The following is a 15,023-nucleotide window of genomic DNA, read 5'->3' as shown; positions in this document are numbered from 1 at the left end:
TCATTGAGGAATCCAGCGCGGCAAATGGCGGAAAACTCTTATATATAGAGAAAAATCTTTAAATTACAGAATGTTAGTAATCTCGGTTGTAACGCGTTTTTGAAATTCGTGTCACCATTATCTCACGGTCGCTGATGAAGACCGGATGAAAACGGAGACAAGAAACGAATGGCAAAATACACCCATAAGAAGAGGGAGGCTGTTGCCCAGACCAAGCCGGGGCCGACCATCACCCCTGCCCAGGAGGACGAACTGAAGTGGCTACGGGACGCGTTCCAGTCGCTCGGACGCCGGACGACAGCGCAGGCCTTCGAGATCGGCGGCTACCTCGTGCGCGCAAAGTCCATTCTCCCGGACAAGGCGCTGGGCGCATGGATAAAGGCGGTGTGCAAGTTCACGCCGAAGACCGGCCGCAACTACATGGCAGTCCAGGCGAACCTGGCGGACTATAAAGAGCGGCTCGAGGCAGCGGCGGTTGCTCCGACGGTCCTGTTCGTGCTGGCCTACGCCGAACAGCCGGAGGTCGAACGGGTCATCTCGGCGATCGAGGCTGGCGAACAACTGACTGTGGCTCAGGTCAAGGCGACGGTGGGCGTCGAGGCAAAGCGAAAGGTCGCTACCACCAACGATGCTCTCAATGTTGGCGGCCTCGCCGGCTTGCGTAAGGCTGCCGAGTTGAAGATCACGCAGGACGTTACTGAGTTCCACGGGCTAATGTCCGCAGTCCTCAAGCGAGTTGAGAAGGCCATGGAGCCGATCGCCAGAGGCAGGGCGGTGAAGAAGGGGCTGCTCCAGGATGCGATTGTGTACGATTGCCGTCACGCCCACGATCTTCTCAACAGCATCGCCGCGCCGATGAAGGTGGAAATGGTTTCACATGTGAACTGGCGGCCTGCGCGTCTGCCCGAAGGCAGCGCATGGCGCACGGTACAGGCATTGCTTCACCGTATGGGCGGCGCTGACGACTGGCCGGATCGGACCGAGTTTGTCAGCTGGCTTCAGGACGAAGTCATTCCGGCGTTACGCTTCGTGGTCCATGGGGAGGCGCTTACCTCGACGGAGGAGGAAATAGAGAGCGCCGATGCGGGTGATGACCTTGCGTCACAGGAACCGGCAGAGGCCAGCGACCGGGTGCAAAGGGGAGAAGAGGCGACGCTGGCTCGCATCAACAGCGTGTTCAATGGGATGATCGCGCAGGCGTCATCGGTCGGAAAATCCCGGGAGCGCCGTTCCGTACCCTCGGCGGTCGCGGCGTAACGATCCCGGCAAAGACGACACCCATGGCCCCGCTCGCGCGGGGCTATTTTTTGTCCGCTGGTCGCCGCGTGTCCCGTTAACCATACCGGAGCTCTGTCGTTCCGGAAGTGTTCTTGCCGGCTTGCCGGACACAATTCTCCGGGCTAAGTCGACAGGGTCAGCAGAAAACGAATATCTGCAGACACTTAGCGGCCCCCGCCGGTGGTGGAACACCGAACGAGGGCCTGACCCGCAACCTTGTGTTCTAAGGAATTGGGCTATGTCGACCCATATCTGCTTCGCCTCCGAACGGGAAGCTTTCTCGTCTCCTGATCCTGTTGACGATCGTGCGTCGCCGCGGCGCCGGTTGGCGTGCTTCGCGATCCCGTGCGCCTTCGGACTGGCACTCGACAGATTCTAACGGTTGATCATCCCTGACTTCGGACACGGCTTCGTTTGAAGCCAGCCGGCCACCGGACGGGGAAATCATTTCCGCATCGGACGCCGTGCGCCTGAAGTTTGCCGGCCGGTCGCCTCCGTCAACAGGAGCAATATCATGACGACCATTCTTTCCGGTGCGCCTGGCGCGCCAGCCTATCCGCATGCCGTCGATCTCGACACCCTTCAGTCCCGTTTCGACGTCCTCATCGACGAACTTTCGTCGCAGCCCTTCTCCGCCGTCGCTCTTTCCAAGGCGCTTGCCGGCGGTGTCTCTGAAGCCGCGGCAATCCTGCGCGCCATTCCCATCCAGGAAGGGAGGCTGCTCGAGCGCGGCATCGGTATCATCGCCGACCTGAACCCGGACCTCGTGGTGCTGACGCAAAATCTGCGGCTGCCGGTCACGAAGACCGCGCTCGAGCTGGTCGAGAAAAACGATCCGAAACACTTTCGATCGCTGACGCTTGACGCCGACACCGGCGGGCGCAAAACGTATACGCCGGACCTGATCGTCGTGAACCGGAATACCAAGCTCGCCCACGTTATCGACGTCAAGCGCAGCCTCGGCTCATACGAAGTGTCGCGGATCAACGAGCTGAAGAGCCGCATGCTGGCGGCGGCGCTCGTCGTTCCCGATCTCCTCTACCGCGACCATCATCGGCTGGTGGCCGAAGAAGTCCGCGTCGTCATCCTTAACGCGGAAAACCAGCGCGCCGACGTTGCTGGCGGCGTCTGGCCGCTGAGCGATCTTGATCATCTCGTAGAGGTCGGCGGTGCGGGGAAGGCGATCGGCATGCTGCGCGAACGCTTCCATGGCCGGATCGACGAGAACTGGAAACTGGCTCGGAATTCCATTGCCGGGCCTAAGGAGCCGGGTCGCTGGGGTGCCTCGGCGGACATCGCAGACGCCAACGGAAGCGAGACTTGCGACGCCGGCTCGATCACAGAGGTCCATCAGCCCGCCGGTCGTGGCCAAGTCCGTGTCGGCTTTGCCCGTATTCCACGGACCGGCACGGGCTGACCGGCCCGCGACGCTCCTTTCCGCATTCTGTTCCATTCGTTCGCGCCGAACCCTCCTGTTCGGCGACAGGAGACGTCTGTCATGAGCCGACACCCTTCCAACGTGATCCCTTTCCCCAACAACCCTGCGCACAAGATGCCTTCGACGCCGAAGCCATCCAGCCGGCTGAAGCGACTGGCGAAGTTGCAAGAGGCGACGAGCTGCGCGGTGACTTCCATGTCACAAGCCATTCCTCAGGCCATGGCCATGTGCGCGGCAACGCCCGCTGCCTTGCCCGATCCGGCAATCGTCACCCAGGTCGTGATCGGCTTTGTCAGGCGCAAGGGTATCGCCATGACCAGCGTCCCGAAAATCTTCCGTGAGCAACTCCTCACTCTGTGTGCGGCCCGCGATCCGACGGCGCTGATGTTACGCGACTGGCTCGAGGGCAATCGCAAGCTGTTGGCCGTCGATGGGATGCCGACACCTCGCGGTATTCATGGAACGGAGGAAGGCGTGTGATGGAAACCCTGACTGATCGTATCACGCGCTACCTGCTTGCGCGCATCCGCCGGCTGGCCATCCTCGATCTTTACGAGCGCGCCTCAGTCGTCGGATTGTTGGAGGCGGACTTCATCGTCGCTGGGGATGAGACGACGGGCACGGTCTGGCGGGTTCCGCAGCAATCCTTGCGATTGCTCGACGTCGATCCGGTCAAGGCGCGCGCGGAAATCATGCGACGTCTCGGGAAAGCGCCATACAGGACGACGACAATCGACGTGCTGATCCATGACCTTCCTGGAGAACCGCCCCATGGAACCGTTCGTTCCGCCGCGAAAGGCAGGAACGATCGGGAAGACCGTGCCGCAGGCCGCCGCTCGAAATCGGGACCCGTCGCTGCATCGAGCGCTTCTGATGCACCATCGGCGTCCAGCGAATTCCTGGCGCTGCTTCGCGAGCAGCTTGCTCCGCCGAGCGTCGCCCATGTCGCTGTTGCTCTGCTGGTTGCCCGTGCGGTTGGTTCAAGCGTTCCCGACCTGTCGGCGCTGTCAGCCGTCCTTCTAACCCCTGGAGCCTTCGTGCTGATCAAAGCGCCGGTTGGCCGTTTCGAACGCCGCTTCGGTCTCATGCTCGAGGACGGCCTGATCATTCCTTACTGGACCAAGCTTGAAGACGTCCATCGCAGCAGCCCGCTCTCGGACGGCTACGGTGATCGTCGCCGACGAAAGACCCGCAAGACGATCAAGACACTGGCCGGATCAGATGTGCCGAAGGCAGTCGAGCGGTCGTTGAGCCGGTTCCTCGTGGATGTTCTGCTGGAGCAGTCAGCGCCCGTAGTTCTTGCCGATGAGACAAAGACCGCGCTTCCGCCCTTTGTGTCCATGACGGCCGATCTCGTGCTCGAGAGCGGTGGTCTCGATCATGAGCTGATGGCTGAACTCCTGCAGACATGTTGCGGTATCGCACCGAAGCAGTCGCTGCGGCAAATGGAGAGGATGGCGCTTGATCTTGAGGGTCTCTCGATCGATGCGCTAGCACTGGCCGTTCGCCCTGGACGTGGTCTCGAACACATCCTGTCGATCCTCGAAGTCCTCGGCGAACGGGCACGCTCCTCCGACAAGTCGGGCGATGACGATGACGACGGCCGCGGCTCCGGGCGTGGCAGCGATCGGTCGGGGCGGCCGAAGGTCAAGAGCCGTTTCTTGATCAAGGACGGTGATGACCCACCCAAATCCGTGGATGGGATCGATGTCGTTCAGCCGGAAAAGGCGACGGAGGCATCTGGGAAGGAGGACGGAGGCATATCCGTTGATCCTGTCAATCCGGAACACAGCCAGCTGCGTCAGCTACGGGTCGAGACACTCTCGGGTTATGACGAGGCACAGGATTGGGCGCTCGACCTCAAGGCAGACCTTCAGCTCTGGCGCGACGGTGGGCTGGACTGGAGCGAGATGAGTACGAAACTGATCCTATCGGGACCGCCCGGCACCGGCAAGACGACCTATGCGCGCGCACTCTGCAATAGTTTGCAGGTTCCGCTGCTGGTGACGTCCGTGGCGTCCTGGCTTGAGCCCGGTTATCTCGGTGACGTCCTCAAGCGCATGTCCAAGGCCTTCGAGATGGCCCGGGAAAATGCTCCGGTCATCCTATTCATCGATGAAATCGATAACATCGGAAGCCGATCAGCAAGTCGACGCGAGCAGCATGATGACTACTGGTGCTCGCTGATCAACCGGCTGCTTGAGCTTCTCGATGGAGCCTCGAAGACCGATGGCGTGATCGTCGTTGCGGCGACAAACCTCCCCGAAAAGATCGATCCGGCCCTGTTGCGATCCGGGCGTCTTGAAAAGCATGTCGCCATCCCCCTGCCGGATACGGAGGCGCTGGCCGGCATCCTCGCCCACCATCTCGGTGACGATCTGGCTGGTGTGTTGGCGTCTACGCCGTCTGGTAGCCCCAAAACGATCGAAGCGACACGGCAGCGCCAAGTCTTTGTCGGACATGATGCCAATGTCATCGACCAATCCAACAGAGGAGCTCCCCACAATGTCTGAGCCGATCCGCACGATCGCAACAGCACAGTCCCCTGATCTTCGACGGCTGGCCTTGCTGGCAACCGGCAGCACCGGAGCCGACATCGAACGACTTGTTCGTGACGTTCGTCGGAAAACCAGACGACAACAGCGGTCGCTGACCTGGGGCGATCTTGAGCATGCCTTGCTGGCCGGCCAGGTGAAACTCTCCGACGATGTGCGCTGGCGTACTGCCATTCATGAAGCCGGTCATGCCATCGCGTTCTGTAACACCGAAATCGCCGAGGTCGTCACCGCAAGCATCGGGATCGGAGGAATGGGGCGGGTGGTCAGCCGGCAGAATAACCAGTCGCAGCAGACGCAGGACTGGTTGATGAGAACCATCGCCTGCATGCTGGCCGGGCGGACGGCGGAGTTGTTGATCTTTGGCGAGGCGGTGGCCGGGGCAGGTGGATACGATGACAGCGATCTGGCCAAGGCAACGGCACATGCGGTTGCCGCCGAGACTCGGCTCGGCTTCTCCGATCATCAGCCGTTGCTCTATAGGTCCGTGGCGGGAAGCATCAACGAGCTCAGTCTCGACCGGCAGCTCGCGGATCGGGTCAACAGTCGCCTGATGGAAGCCGAAGCGATGGCCCGAAATCTGCTGGAGAACCGGCGAGACGCGCTGATCGCGATCGCTACGCGGTTGAAGGATGTCGGGGTCATGACGGGCGAGGAGATCACGCGCCTGCTCAAGGCGTCCTCTGGTCCACCGACCTGACGAAAACCAACGGGGCGGCTCCGAAACCGCGATTCCGACCGGCGCCACTCCGATTCCTAGTTCCCGAATGCCGATTCCAACATCGCGGAAATCGATTGCGATCTGCGGCCGTTCGATTTCCGCCCCGGTACCGGCACCGTTGGGACGAGTTCGGGTGACCCGCAATCGGCAGCCGTCGAAGGTGGCGTCGGCTGCAAGAGGACGATGACGAGGCGCATGGAGTGAACCCTCGATGCCTCACCACAATCTAGCCAAAGAGTTGGCTGGACAGGCCTCAGGGTACGTTGTCGAAAGTTGTGATGCTTTCCACCCCCGAAGCCAGCATCTCAACGTGGCGACAAAGCGCGTCAAGCCGGATCAAATCGTCTGTAAATCAACTCCCGTCAGATCAAAGTACCATGCCTTGGTCTACGTTCCGGGCAACTCGAAACACATCATCTCAATTTACCCTTCCGCGATTCCTGTTCCAGTTCTCTCGTTGCCAAAGTCCCAATCGGTGATTCCGGCAAACCGCGTTTGCAGGCCGAAGCCGTCTGGCTGACGATTGGAGACGAGCCAGCCCTCCCTGTCCGAAATGTCAACATAGGCAGACGACGCTTGTCCCTTGCATGGCCGGCACCGAGGCTGAGGCTCCAAAACAAGGAGACAGGCAATGCCCCGGAAATCGAAGAAACAACGCAATGCAGAACAGGTCGCCCGGCAGCAGCGAGTGAGGGATGCGGCCAAGGTCCGACGTCGGCCGTCTCGCGACGATTTCGCGAGGGTGCTGCTCTGGCAGATGATCACGGCCGCTCAGGGACGAGAAGATGCGCGGCTCGCCCTCGATAAGCTCAGCGAAGCCATCGTCGGCGAGCTGGAACGCCAGGGCTTCGATGTCCGCGAAAGCGAGGATGTCTTCGAGGAGCTGGCCGATCGGTACTCGGATGGCCTGTTTCCGTTCCGGCCTAAATGGCATCTCAAGTCTCAGCCTACGGTCTGCCAGCCATGACGTTGATGGCGCGGTGCCGCGATGTCAGTTCGCTTCCCCTGAAGGCTTGCAGCATCCTCCCGCAAACGGCGTTCCTTTATTGCCCAACGTCTTCCCCCCATTACTCCCGATCACGGCGTTTGCAGAGGAATCGCGGGCGGAGACAATCCGATCAAACGTGAAGCAAGTCCTCCAGGAACTCTGAACCGGGCCCAACCGCGGAGACGAAGAGATGGTCCCGGGCGCGGGTTGCGGCGACGTAGAGCAATTGTCGCTCTGTCGCCACGACTTCGTCCAACTCGAACTCGTCGGAGACGTCGTTGATCCGCGCCGCCAGCGGCAGGACCCCTTCATCGCAGGCGACGATCAAGACAGCACGGAATTCCAAACCTTTTGCTAGATGCATCGTACCGATGAGCACTGCCTCTTCGGGGCCTCGCCCGGCGAGCGATGAAACTGTGCCGACGGCTGCCAGTTCGGCGACCTTCGATGCACGAGCGATCTGGTCGTTCGATCGGCAGAAGATGCCGATCTCGTTGGGACTTATTCCCTGTTCCAAAAGGTTGCGGAGGAATTGCGAGGCCGCCGCAGCTTCCTCCTCGATTGTCGGTGCGACGACGATAACAGGATCAACGCCATCGAAGACTGATACCGTACCCTTGCGCTGATCCTCCTCACCGTCGACGTCCCGGATGCTTTCGGGAAGCAGCCTGTCCGCCATCCTTCTAATCTGATGCGAGGTGCGATAGTTGATCTTGAGCGTGAACGACCGCCCACGCACGTCAGTACCCAGCCCCTTCCAGGAAAATGGCTGCTGGAAGATGCGCTGGCCGATGTCCCCGGCGAAGAAAAGCGAGTCCGGTCGGTTGGGCACAATGGCGTTCAGGAACCGCAGTTCGGCGACGCCGAGGTCCTGGGCTTCATCGACGACTACATGCGTATAGGGCCTGTCTGCGCGGTCCCGGAAGTGGTCGGTAACCACAGTGAACAGGTCGGCAGCGGTCAACAGCGCCTTTTCGCGCAATTGCCTGCGAACATCCGCGAACACTGTCCAGAGTTCATCGCGCTGTTTCGCACCAAGTCGATTCTTACGCCCCATCCGCGGCACAGTTGCATAGGTTTCGGCGCTATCGATTTGCCAGGCGTCGATGACGTGCTCCCACTCGGAATTCAGGAACTGCGGCGTGTATTTCGTCATGCTGCCAGCATTCGCCGCGTCGGTGATAAGTGCCCTCAGTTTCTCCCGACTGACCAGATAGGCCTTCCGACCCGTCATGAGCGCGAACAGGTCAGCTGCCGCTTGTTCGAAGGACGATATGGTCACCCTGTCGGCGAGAGAGGGGGTGTCGGCAAGGAGCACGCCAAGCTTGCGCTTCAGCGCGGCGGCAAGCGGCTCCGAGAAGGTCGTCAAGAGCAGCTTCGCCTGAGGCTCGTTGCGGAGAATGCGAGCGGCGCGGTGCAAGGCGACCACGGTCTTTCCGGTGCCGGCCGAGCCGACCACGCGCACCGGTCCGGAGAAGTCTCGATCCACCAACGCCTTCTGCGATGGATGAAGGAAGACTGCCCATTTCTCGAATGGCTGGTCGAGCGCCGCCGCCAGCTCCTCATGCCCTTCCAGAATACGAAACCGCCGTTGAGCATCGGGATGGCTATAAGGATCGGAGGTAGCCGGCGGAGTCGGCTTACTGAGGACACCCGTTGCCGCATATTCCAGCAAAGCCTCGGCTGCTTCCTGGGGTAGATGATTAGCAAGCGTGAAGAATTTGTCTTCGCTTGCACCGAGGACATCCTTGATCCAGTCCTCGGGGACCCCGATCGACAATGCGTCGTCGGTTGACAGTCTTGAAAACAGCGGCAAAGCAGAAGCCGATGGCGTTGCCTGAACGAGGAACGGCAACTCTGGCTGTCGCGCCGGCGCCGGCTGGATCACGATCTCTTCGACCCGTTCACGCACTTCGACGATCTGAAGTGCACCTGTGCGCGGATGGGTCTCGATTCTCCGTCGTTCTGCCCACTTGTAGGCGTCGTCGTGGTGGTCGACGTAGGCAAGCATGACGCTGTCGCCGGTCTTGTGGATGATGATCCGGAGATCGCGATTGACCCGCACCGACCAGAAGTTCGGGTCCTTGGACGCATCGATCCTGTGGAACTGCAGGCCTGGCCGATTCGGATCGGTCTGCAGATCGAACGCCGTCAGCTTCACCTGCTTCTGTTCGTCATTGCTCAGCTTGGCCAAGGATGCGGTAAAGCTGTCGGCGAGTATGGTGGTCATTTCAACTCTCTCACCGCCATCGCTGCCGATGGCACCATTGTCAATTCGAATTCGCGTCCGGGAGGAGTCCAGCCTTCGGCCAGGACGCTCATCCAGAAAGGCGATTTATCCTCGCGCAAGTCGGGTTCCCAATCGAGAAGCGACGTCAACCTTCTCGCAAGTCCGCCATAAGCGCTGTTAGCTGCCTGATAGCTATCGCTTGCCAGTCCTTCACGGGCAAGGGTTCGCATTGTTGCCGTGCGGCGCGGCGATGCAGCATGAATGCGAAGCAACGTGATTTCGCGATCGGAGAGATCGACAGCCTTGAAAGCTCCCAGGAACGCGTCGCGATCCGGTCTGGGACGCAACGGGCGTGGTCGAGCCCAGGGTGCTACGAGAGATTCCGGATCGAGAGTCAGATTCTGCCACCAGTGTGGCCCGGGCTCTTTCGGCCGAATGCGGGAGAATACAATAGGAGCACCGGATGCAACCCGTTCGCACAGTGCTCGCCGCTCGGCAAGATCATGGAGATTTACGAACTCCGCGCCATAGCCACCAGCTTCGAGATGGTGGCAGAAGAGTTGCCATTCACCACGTGGGGCTTTGAAGCGCTTGTGGAGCCGCGTGTGGCAGGGTTTGCAAAGCGGGAATGATTGCGGCGGCTGGAAGCTGAAAGGTTCGGAATAGTCCTCCGAATGCCATTCTCCTGGCGGTCGGTTCGGATCGCTACACATGGCGCAGGCCTCACCTTCGAACGGCGCATGCTTTCCCGTTAGCTTGCGATAGGCGGGAATGATGCGTGCTCGCTGCTGCCAGGAATATCCGTTGTAGGGAGCATTGCTCATCGCTGTTCCGACCATGACATGTTGGATTTTCCAGCGATGCCCATCATCAAAATCCATGTTGCCGGCGATGCCGGTCGAGATAGGTCCGCATCTTAGGGCTTGGAGACCTCGGCAGTTTCAAGCCTGGCGACACGAGGTCAGGGTATTCCTTCAAGCTAGAGCTGCAAAGTAGCCGCCCGTCGTCGGAGAACGAGATCAAGCCGGCATCAAACAACGCGTCAAGCGTTGCAATCAGCGGCAAGCCATTCTCCGGGTCCAGCCTTTCGGCATTGTCTGCATCCCGCCACGGAAGGATGTGCGAAGCTCTGAGAACGACGGAGAGTTCGCAAGATGTTACCGCACATCGGTCTTGCCAAGATGCCAGCACTTGCTTTCGGAAGTTGCCTTGGCCAAGTCGAGCATCTATCAGCTGTTTGCGTTCCGTCACGCTTAGACTGCCGTCTTTCTCCAATTGCTCGATATCAGTCGCTGCCGGGTTGGTCGTGCCATATTGTGCGACAAGCGCTGGTTTCGGGGTGGCTGCAACGATGTATCCGCCCAACTCCACGAACTCGGCGATGTCCTGGCCATCAGGCCCGACAAACTTCAGGCAGCCGCCATCCATGGAGCGATTGCGTCCGAGATGATCCGTGAAACGATAGGGGACCGGACGACCGATCTTCTCGAAAATCGCCACCAGATGTTGCTTGAAATAATCCGTGCGGAGACCGACGCCTTCGCCATCGCTTTTCAGAGTTTCGCGGCGAAAAAACGTATGGCTGGATTTTGAGAATGGTTGGGAGGCGACAGAGCCATCCTCTTTCACGTAGTCGGGAAGCTCTATCCGCAGGTCTTCAAACGGCAGCATAGGTTCGGCCATACCTAAACCCCAAACACCTTCAACACCTCGTCGCCGAAGTGGTTGATCACCTTCACCGCGATCCTCCCCGTGCTCGGCCGAGCGAACGGCCGCGACGTGTCGGCATAAAGCGTCTCCCACGCATCTGGATCGATTTCCGCCTTCAGCGCGGTCTTCAGCGACTTGTAGGGATCGTTCGCGCCGAGGAAGTAGGCGTGGCGGATGAAGAAGCTCTCCTCGTCGTAATCGGTGTCGATGAACCAGGCGGCGATGCCCTTGACGTCGTCGGAGCGGATTTCGCCGGTGGAGGGGTCGAAGACATCGACGCCGTGGACCTTCACCCTGATCTCGCCGCTGGGCGCATTGAGGATTTCGACGTCCGGCTCACCGAAGACGACGAAGAGGTTGCCCTTTCCGGTGTTCTTCAGGTCCTCGGCCATGTGCAGGTCGGGGTTCATGCGTGCCTTCAGGATGGCGAGTGGGCCGAGCCGGTTGAGGTCAGTCGCCTGGGCGTCGAAATTGAAGGCGCAGGCGATCAGCACGTCGAAGCGGGCGTCGGAGGCCTCGCGGGCGGACGCGGTGATCTGGCTGCGGGTCAGCGTGCCGAATTCCGGGCCGATCAGGATCGCCGCGCGCTTTTCCACCGCGCCGCCATCGGCATAGCGGCCCTCGGCGGCGATATAGTTCCCCGGCCACGGCTCGATGGAGCTGAAGTGGATCGTGTCGCGCTTCTCCTGCTGGTGAACGCCGGCGCTGCGCAGATGCGCGAGCACCATCTCGCCGAAATCGGCTTCCGGCATGTTGCCGGGGGTCGAGGCGCGCGACGTGATCGCGCCGGATGCGGATAGCTCCGCGCCCAGCGTGTCCTCGCGAGCGGCGACGACGCGATGCGGCGACAGGCTCTCGACCGTGAAGGGCCCGGCGACGCGTACCTTGGTCTTGTCCTCATAAGGGCGGTCATAGAGCAGTGCGACATCGGCGGCCCGGGCGATCGAGGCGTCGATCTCCTTCTGCCGGGCGATCCGGCCTTCCCACCAACCGACGTGCAGCTTGCGCACCTTTTCGGTCACGAGATGCGCCTTGGCTTGGCCGTCCTTGCCATCCAGCCAAGCGTCGAGATCGCGAGGGATATCCCATTCCTCGAAGTCAGTGGAAAGTGCATCGTTGAGCTGACGGCGCAGCGGTTCCAGCACCTCCTGCCACTTTTCCCAGATTACATCGATCTCGGCATTGTTAGCGATGCTTTTGAGCGTAATCTGCGGTGCGCGCTCGTACACGAAACCTTGCCGAACATCACTTATTATTGGCGTGTCAGCCAATATCTTGCCAGATACGGCCTGTTCTTTAGCTCGACCTCCTTGGGAATCCAAGAGTAGGTAATAAGGGTAAGTTGCGGCCATGAGACGTGTACGAGCCAACGCTAGCGCTACACGGGAAGTATCCGTAGTGATCCACCTTCGCCCCCACTGCTCCGAAACATATGCAGACGTGCCAGAGCCGCAGGTAGGGTCGAATACGATGTCACCAGGGTCGGTGGTCATCAAAATGCATCGCTCAACAATTTGGGTGTTAGTTTGAACGACATATACCGGAGCATTTTGACCGATGAATCCAGCCCAGAGATTGCCGTGGGCCGTTAACCCAGATTCTTCTAAGAGCCTCAAGTGGCGAAGCGAGTTTCCAATCCGGATAATTCGTCCTGATCTTATAGCCCGCGCCAACTGCGCCTTAGGTGTTCCCCACCACCGGGCACCAGAGTTGAACATCTTTCCTTCAAATTCAATCTCATACTTTGCTCCTGGGCCTGGCTTTGTGAGAGAAACGTCTTGCGCGAACTTTGAATTTCTTAGCTCGACTTCGCTGGCTTGAGATCGACGCACCAATTGCCCATTATGCAGAAGTACCCAATTGAAGTTCGGGTCCTCCTGAGCATCTTTCAGGTCATAGAGTTGACGATATTTGGGCTGACCGCTTTTGCTGAACCATAGTAAGTAATCCAACCTGGCAGCTAGCCGCCCGGTAGCACCCAACCCGACTGCCCCTTTGGTGAAGGCTATCTGACTAACAAAGTTCGTTTCTCCAAATACCTCATCCATCAACGCACGGACGCGATGAACATTCTCGTCGCCGATCTGAACGAAGATGGAACCGCTTTCGGTGAGAAGCTCCCGCGCGACCATCAACCTTTCGCGCAAATAGGTGAGGTAGGAGTGGATGCCGTCCTTCCATGTGTCGCGGAAGGCCTTCACCTGTTCCGGCTCGCGGCTGACGTCCTCCTTCTTCCCGTCCTTCACGTCCCGACTCATGGTCGAGACCTGCCAGTTCGAATTGAACTTGATGCCATAAGGCGGGTCAAAGAAGATGCACTGCACCTTGCCGCGCATCTCCTCCCGCTCGGCGAGGCTCGCCATCACCTGTAGCGAGTCGCCGAGGATCATGCGGTTCTGCCAATGTTTGGTGTGCTGGTAGAATTCTGCGCGCGCCTCTGGATCGGCAATGCCGTTAAAATCGGCGAAGAGGTCAGGCGCGTCCGACTTCTCCTCGCGGGCCTTGTTGGTGCGGCGCTTGAGATCGTCGATGATCGCCTTGGGATGCACCTTTTCCTGGATATAGAGCGGCGGCGCGTTGACAACGAGATCGGACCAATCCTGCCGGTCCTTGCCGCGCCAGACGAGCTGGGCGTCGCCGATCTCGATCTCGCCGGTCTCGGCCAGCTTCTTCATCTGCGCATGCGTGATCTTGATCTTCACGCCATTCCAGATGACCTGCGGATCGCGGTCCATGTCCCGATCCCGCTCCTCGCCATGCGCCAGCGGCCGGTCACGCGGAATCCGCATCTCGCGTCCGCCATCGCCCAGCATTTCCACCTGCTGCTCGTAGAGCGACGCCATCTCAGCCGTCGGGTTGTTCAGCCGCACCGCCTGGCCGTGGGTGAGGGTGGAGACGTCTTTTTCGCGCGGGGTCTTGGCCATTATTGTTTCTTCTCCTTTGAGGCGCGACGCTTGCTGCCCATCGTGACCCATCCAATACCTGCGCTCCGTAGCGCGGCACAGAGGGCCTTTTCCATTTCCTTGGCTTCGGCAGGTTTCATTGGGTTGAGATGCTGATAGAGTTCCGGGAGAAGACGAACATGGAATTTCTGTACGTCTGCGAACCCTTCACCTTTCCTGTGCTCGGCATATCGCTCGAACGGCCTGTGATGGGTATGCCCCACGTAGACACCAAACGGGTCCTCGTGATTGGGGTCATGCTGCAGGATGGCATAGATACTCCGCGTCGTTTTTCGCCCGTTTGTTGATTTCAGCCATTCCTTGGCATCCCACCGCGTTTGGGCCTTCAAGGTGCGCGCTGCGTCGACAGCCGCTCTAGTCCACTCTGCCGGCGGCTCAGGTCGCATAAGGTTCGCCTCCGTTTTCAGAGAACGGATTTTCGCCGAGCAAATTCGCTAGAGCAGACGCAAGCGCTTGAAGGTCTTCCGCGTGTTTGGACGGCAAGCCCTGGAGGTAGGCTTCACAAATGGCCTTGGCTTTTTCTCGAGTTTGTTGCGTGCACCCGGCCAGCCACAAGTACTTGTCGATCACACGTTCGGCGTAGAGCTCGGGAATTCCTGAAGCCCGAATTACCGCATTGCCCGCCTCTGATTTCTGAGCAAAACCTTGCTTCTCTAGTGCCGCGTAGAAAAGACGGGCGCGATCTGAGCTCTTTCCTCGCGCGATACCGAGCGCGTTGGCAGCAAAGCTATCAAACATCGTCCATCCTGCGGGCTTGAGAAACCACATGAGCTTCGTTGTCCCGGAAACGAACTTCGGGGTTGCGGATTCGGCCCCCCGAATCCCGGGCGGCAGTTGCCGCAATATGTTGACGCAAACCGAAAAGCGCTGGGGAAGTGTGCCGGAGAATTGTTGTGCAGCGTTGCCTAAAGCATCAGCGATTGCAGTTGCTGCAGGATCGCTTGGGCCAGTATCCGTCGCACGGGGAATACCGCGATTGACCCCGTACGCTTTGGCAATCAATCGAACTATCCATGGGGAAAGCTGCCCCTCCTTTGCAAGCAGGTTCAGATACACTTGATCATGGCAGAGCCACCAGCGGTGATGCTCGATGGTTGCCCAGTAGATCAGCGATTTATCCCGCATTTCAGCCACTAATCT

The 15,023-nt window shown here is 59.7% G+C and carries 12 protein-coding genes; 6 read left to right on the top strand and 6 right to left on the bottom strand.

All coding sequences use genetic code 11. The features are described 5' to 3' along the window. Positions 1 to 168: 168 nt before the first annotated feature. The 6 genes from MUO32_RS08680 to MUO32_RS08655 all read left to right on the top strand — a co-directional run bounded on the left by MUO32_RS08680 (position 169) and on the right by MUO32_RS08655 (position 6,959). A complete protein-coding gene (locus MUO32_RS08680; RefSeq protein WP_257947810.1) occupies positions 169 to 1,257 on the top strand; it encodes a hypothetical protein in 1,089 nt (362 codons plus the stop codon). Between the two features lie 535 nt (positions 1,258 to 1,792). Further along, positions 1,793 to 2,695, top strand: coding sequence for a hypothetical protein (locus tag MUO32_RS08675; RefSeq protein ID WP_257947809.1), 903 nt, complete (start codon positions 1,793 to 1,795; stop codon positions 2,693 to 2,695). 81 nt (positions 2,696 to 2,776) lie between these two features. Then, a complete protein-coding gene (locus MUO32_RS08670) occupies positions 2,777 to 3,196 on the top strand; it encodes a hypothetical protein (RefSeq protein ID WP_257947808.1) in 420 nt (139 codons plus the stop codon). Beyond that, positions 3,196 to 5,229, top strand: a complete 2,034-nt coding sequence (locus MUO32_RS08665; RefSeq protein WP_257947807.1) for an ATP-binding protein — start codon at positions 3,196 to 3,198, stop codon at positions 5,227 to 5,229. Before MUO32_RS08670 ends, MUO32_RS08665 begins: the two co-directional genes overlap by 1 nt. Continuing rightward, positions 5,222 to 5,971 carry a hypothetical protein gene (locus MUO32_RS08660; RefSeq protein WP_257947806.1) on the top strand — a complete coding sequence of 250 codons (750 nt, stop codon included), beginning with the start codon at positions 5,222 to 5,224 and terminating at the stop codon, positions 5,969 to 5,971. Before MUO32_RS08665 ends, MUO32_RS08660 begins: the two co-directional genes overlap by 8 nt. Before the next feature lie 652 nt (positions 5,972 to 6,623). Then, complete coding sequence (locus MUO32_RS08655) at positions 6,624 to 6,959, top strand: hypothetical protein (RefSeq protein ID WP_257947805.1); 336 nt, start codon at positions 6,624 to 6,626, stop codon at positions 6,957 to 6,959. A 151-nt stretch (positions 6,960 to 7,110) separates the two neighbouring features. Here MUO32_RS08655 and MUO32_RS08650 read toward each other — a convergent pair whose 3' ends face one another. From MUO32_RS08650 to MUO32_RS08625, 6 genes are read right to left on the bottom strand one after another with little or no spacing between them, the layout of a single operon-like run. Beyond that, positions 7,111 to 9,210 (bottom strand): 3'-5' exonuclease, encoded by a 2,100-nt coding sequence (locus tag MUO32_RS08650; protein WP_257947804.1) that lies wholly within the window; start codon positions 9,208 to 9,210, stop codon positions 7,111 to 7,113. After that, on the bottom strand, positions 9,207 to 10,091 hold the full coding sequence (locus MUO32_RS08645) for a hypothetical protein (protein ID WP_257947803.1): 885 nt from the start codon (positions 10,089 to 10,091) through the stop codon (positions 9,207 to 9,209). The genes MUO32_RS08650 and MUO32_RS08645 overlap by 4 nt, the downstream gene beginning before the upstream one ends. Further along, positions 10,081 to 10,893, bottom strand: a complete 813-nt coding sequence (locus tag MUO32_RS08640; RefSeq protein WP_257947802.1) for an HNH endonuclease — start codon at positions 10,891 to 10,893, stop codon at positions 10,081 to 10,083. The genes MUO32_RS08645 and MUO32_RS08640 overlap by 11 nt, the downstream gene beginning before the upstream one ends. Positions 10,894 to 10,895: 2 nt before the next feature. After that, on the bottom strand, positions 10,896 to 13,844 hold the full coding sequence (locus MUO32_RS08635) for a site-specific DNA-methyltransferase (RefSeq protein WP_257947801.1): 2,949 nt from the start codon (positions 13,842 to 13,844) through the stop codon (positions 10,896 to 10,898). Continuing rightward, positions 13,844 to 14,269, bottom strand: a complete 426-nt coding sequence (locus MUO32_RS08630; RefSeq protein WP_257947800.1) for a hypothetical protein — start codon at positions 14,267 to 14,269, stop codon at positions 13,844 to 13,846. Before MUO32_RS08630 ends, MUO32_RS08635 begins: the two co-directional genes overlap by 1 nt. Next, positions 14,259 to 15,017: a hypothetical protein gene (locus MUO32_RS08625; RefSeq protein WP_257947799.1), complete on the bottom strand. Its 759-nt coding sequence runs from the start codon at positions 15,015 to 15,017 to the stop codon at positions 14,259 to 14,261. The genes MUO32_RS08630 and MUO32_RS08625 overlap by 11 nt, the downstream gene beginning before the upstream one ends. Positions 15,018 to 15,023: the final 6 nt, after the last annotated feature.

Source organism: Shinella sp. CPCC 101442 (assembly GCF_024704725.1).
In the GTDB taxonomy this organism is placed as follows: Bacteria; Pseudomonadota; Alphaproteobacteria; order Rhizobiales; family Rhizobiaceae; genus Shinella.
The sequence above is the reverse complement of the archived record's forward strand: the minus strand, read 5'-3'. Positions and strand labels throughout refer to the sequence as shown.

Excerpts from the sequence above, each read along its gene's own strand:
- MUO32_RS08660 (WP_257947806.1), top strand. The coding sequence starts at position 5,222 with ATGTCTGAGCCGATCCGCACGATCGCAACAGCACAGTCCCCTGATCTT.
- MUO32_RS08675 (WP_257947809.1), top strand. The coding sequence starts at position 1,793 with ATGACGACCATTCTTTCCGGTGCGCCTGGCGCGCCAGCCTATCCGCAT.
- MUO32_RS08630 (WP_257947800.1), bottom strand. The coding sequence starts at position 14,269 with ATGCGACCTGAGCCGCCGGCAGAGTGGACTAGAGCGGCTGTCGACGCA.
- MUO32_RS08670 (WP_257947808.1), top strand. The coding sequence starts at position 2,777 with ATGAGCCGACACCCTTCCAACGTGATCCCTTTCCCCAACAACCCTGCG.
- MUO32_RS08635 (WP_257947801.1), bottom strand. The coding sequence starts at position 13,844 with ATGGCCAAGACCCCGCGCGAAAAAGACGTCTCCACCCTCACCCACGGC.
- MUO32_RS08680 (WP_257947810.1), top strand. The coding sequence starts at position 169 with ATGGCAAAATACACCCATAAGAAGAGGGAGGCTGTTGCCCAGACCAAG.
- MUO32_RS08645 (WP_257947803.1), bottom strand. The coding sequence starts at position 10,091 with ATGGATTTTGATGATGGGCATCGCTGGAAAATCCAACATGTCATGGTC.
- MUO32_RS08665 (WP_257947807.1), top strand. The coding sequence starts at position 3,196 with ATGGAAACCCTGACTGATCGTATCACGCGCTACCTGCTTGCGCGCATC.
- MUO32_RS08640 (WP_257947802.1), bottom strand. The coding sequence starts at position 10,893 with ATGGCCGAACCTATGCTGCCGTTTGAAGACCTGCGGATAGAGCTTCCC.
- MUO32_RS08650 (WP_257947804.1), bottom strand. The coding sequence starts at position 9,210 with ATGACCACCATACTCGCCGACAGCTTTACCGCATCCTTGGCCAAGCTG.
- MUO32_RS08655 (WP_257947805.1), top strand. The coding sequence starts at position 6,624 with ATGCCCCGGAAATCGAAGAAACAACGCAATGCAGAACAGGTCGCCCGG.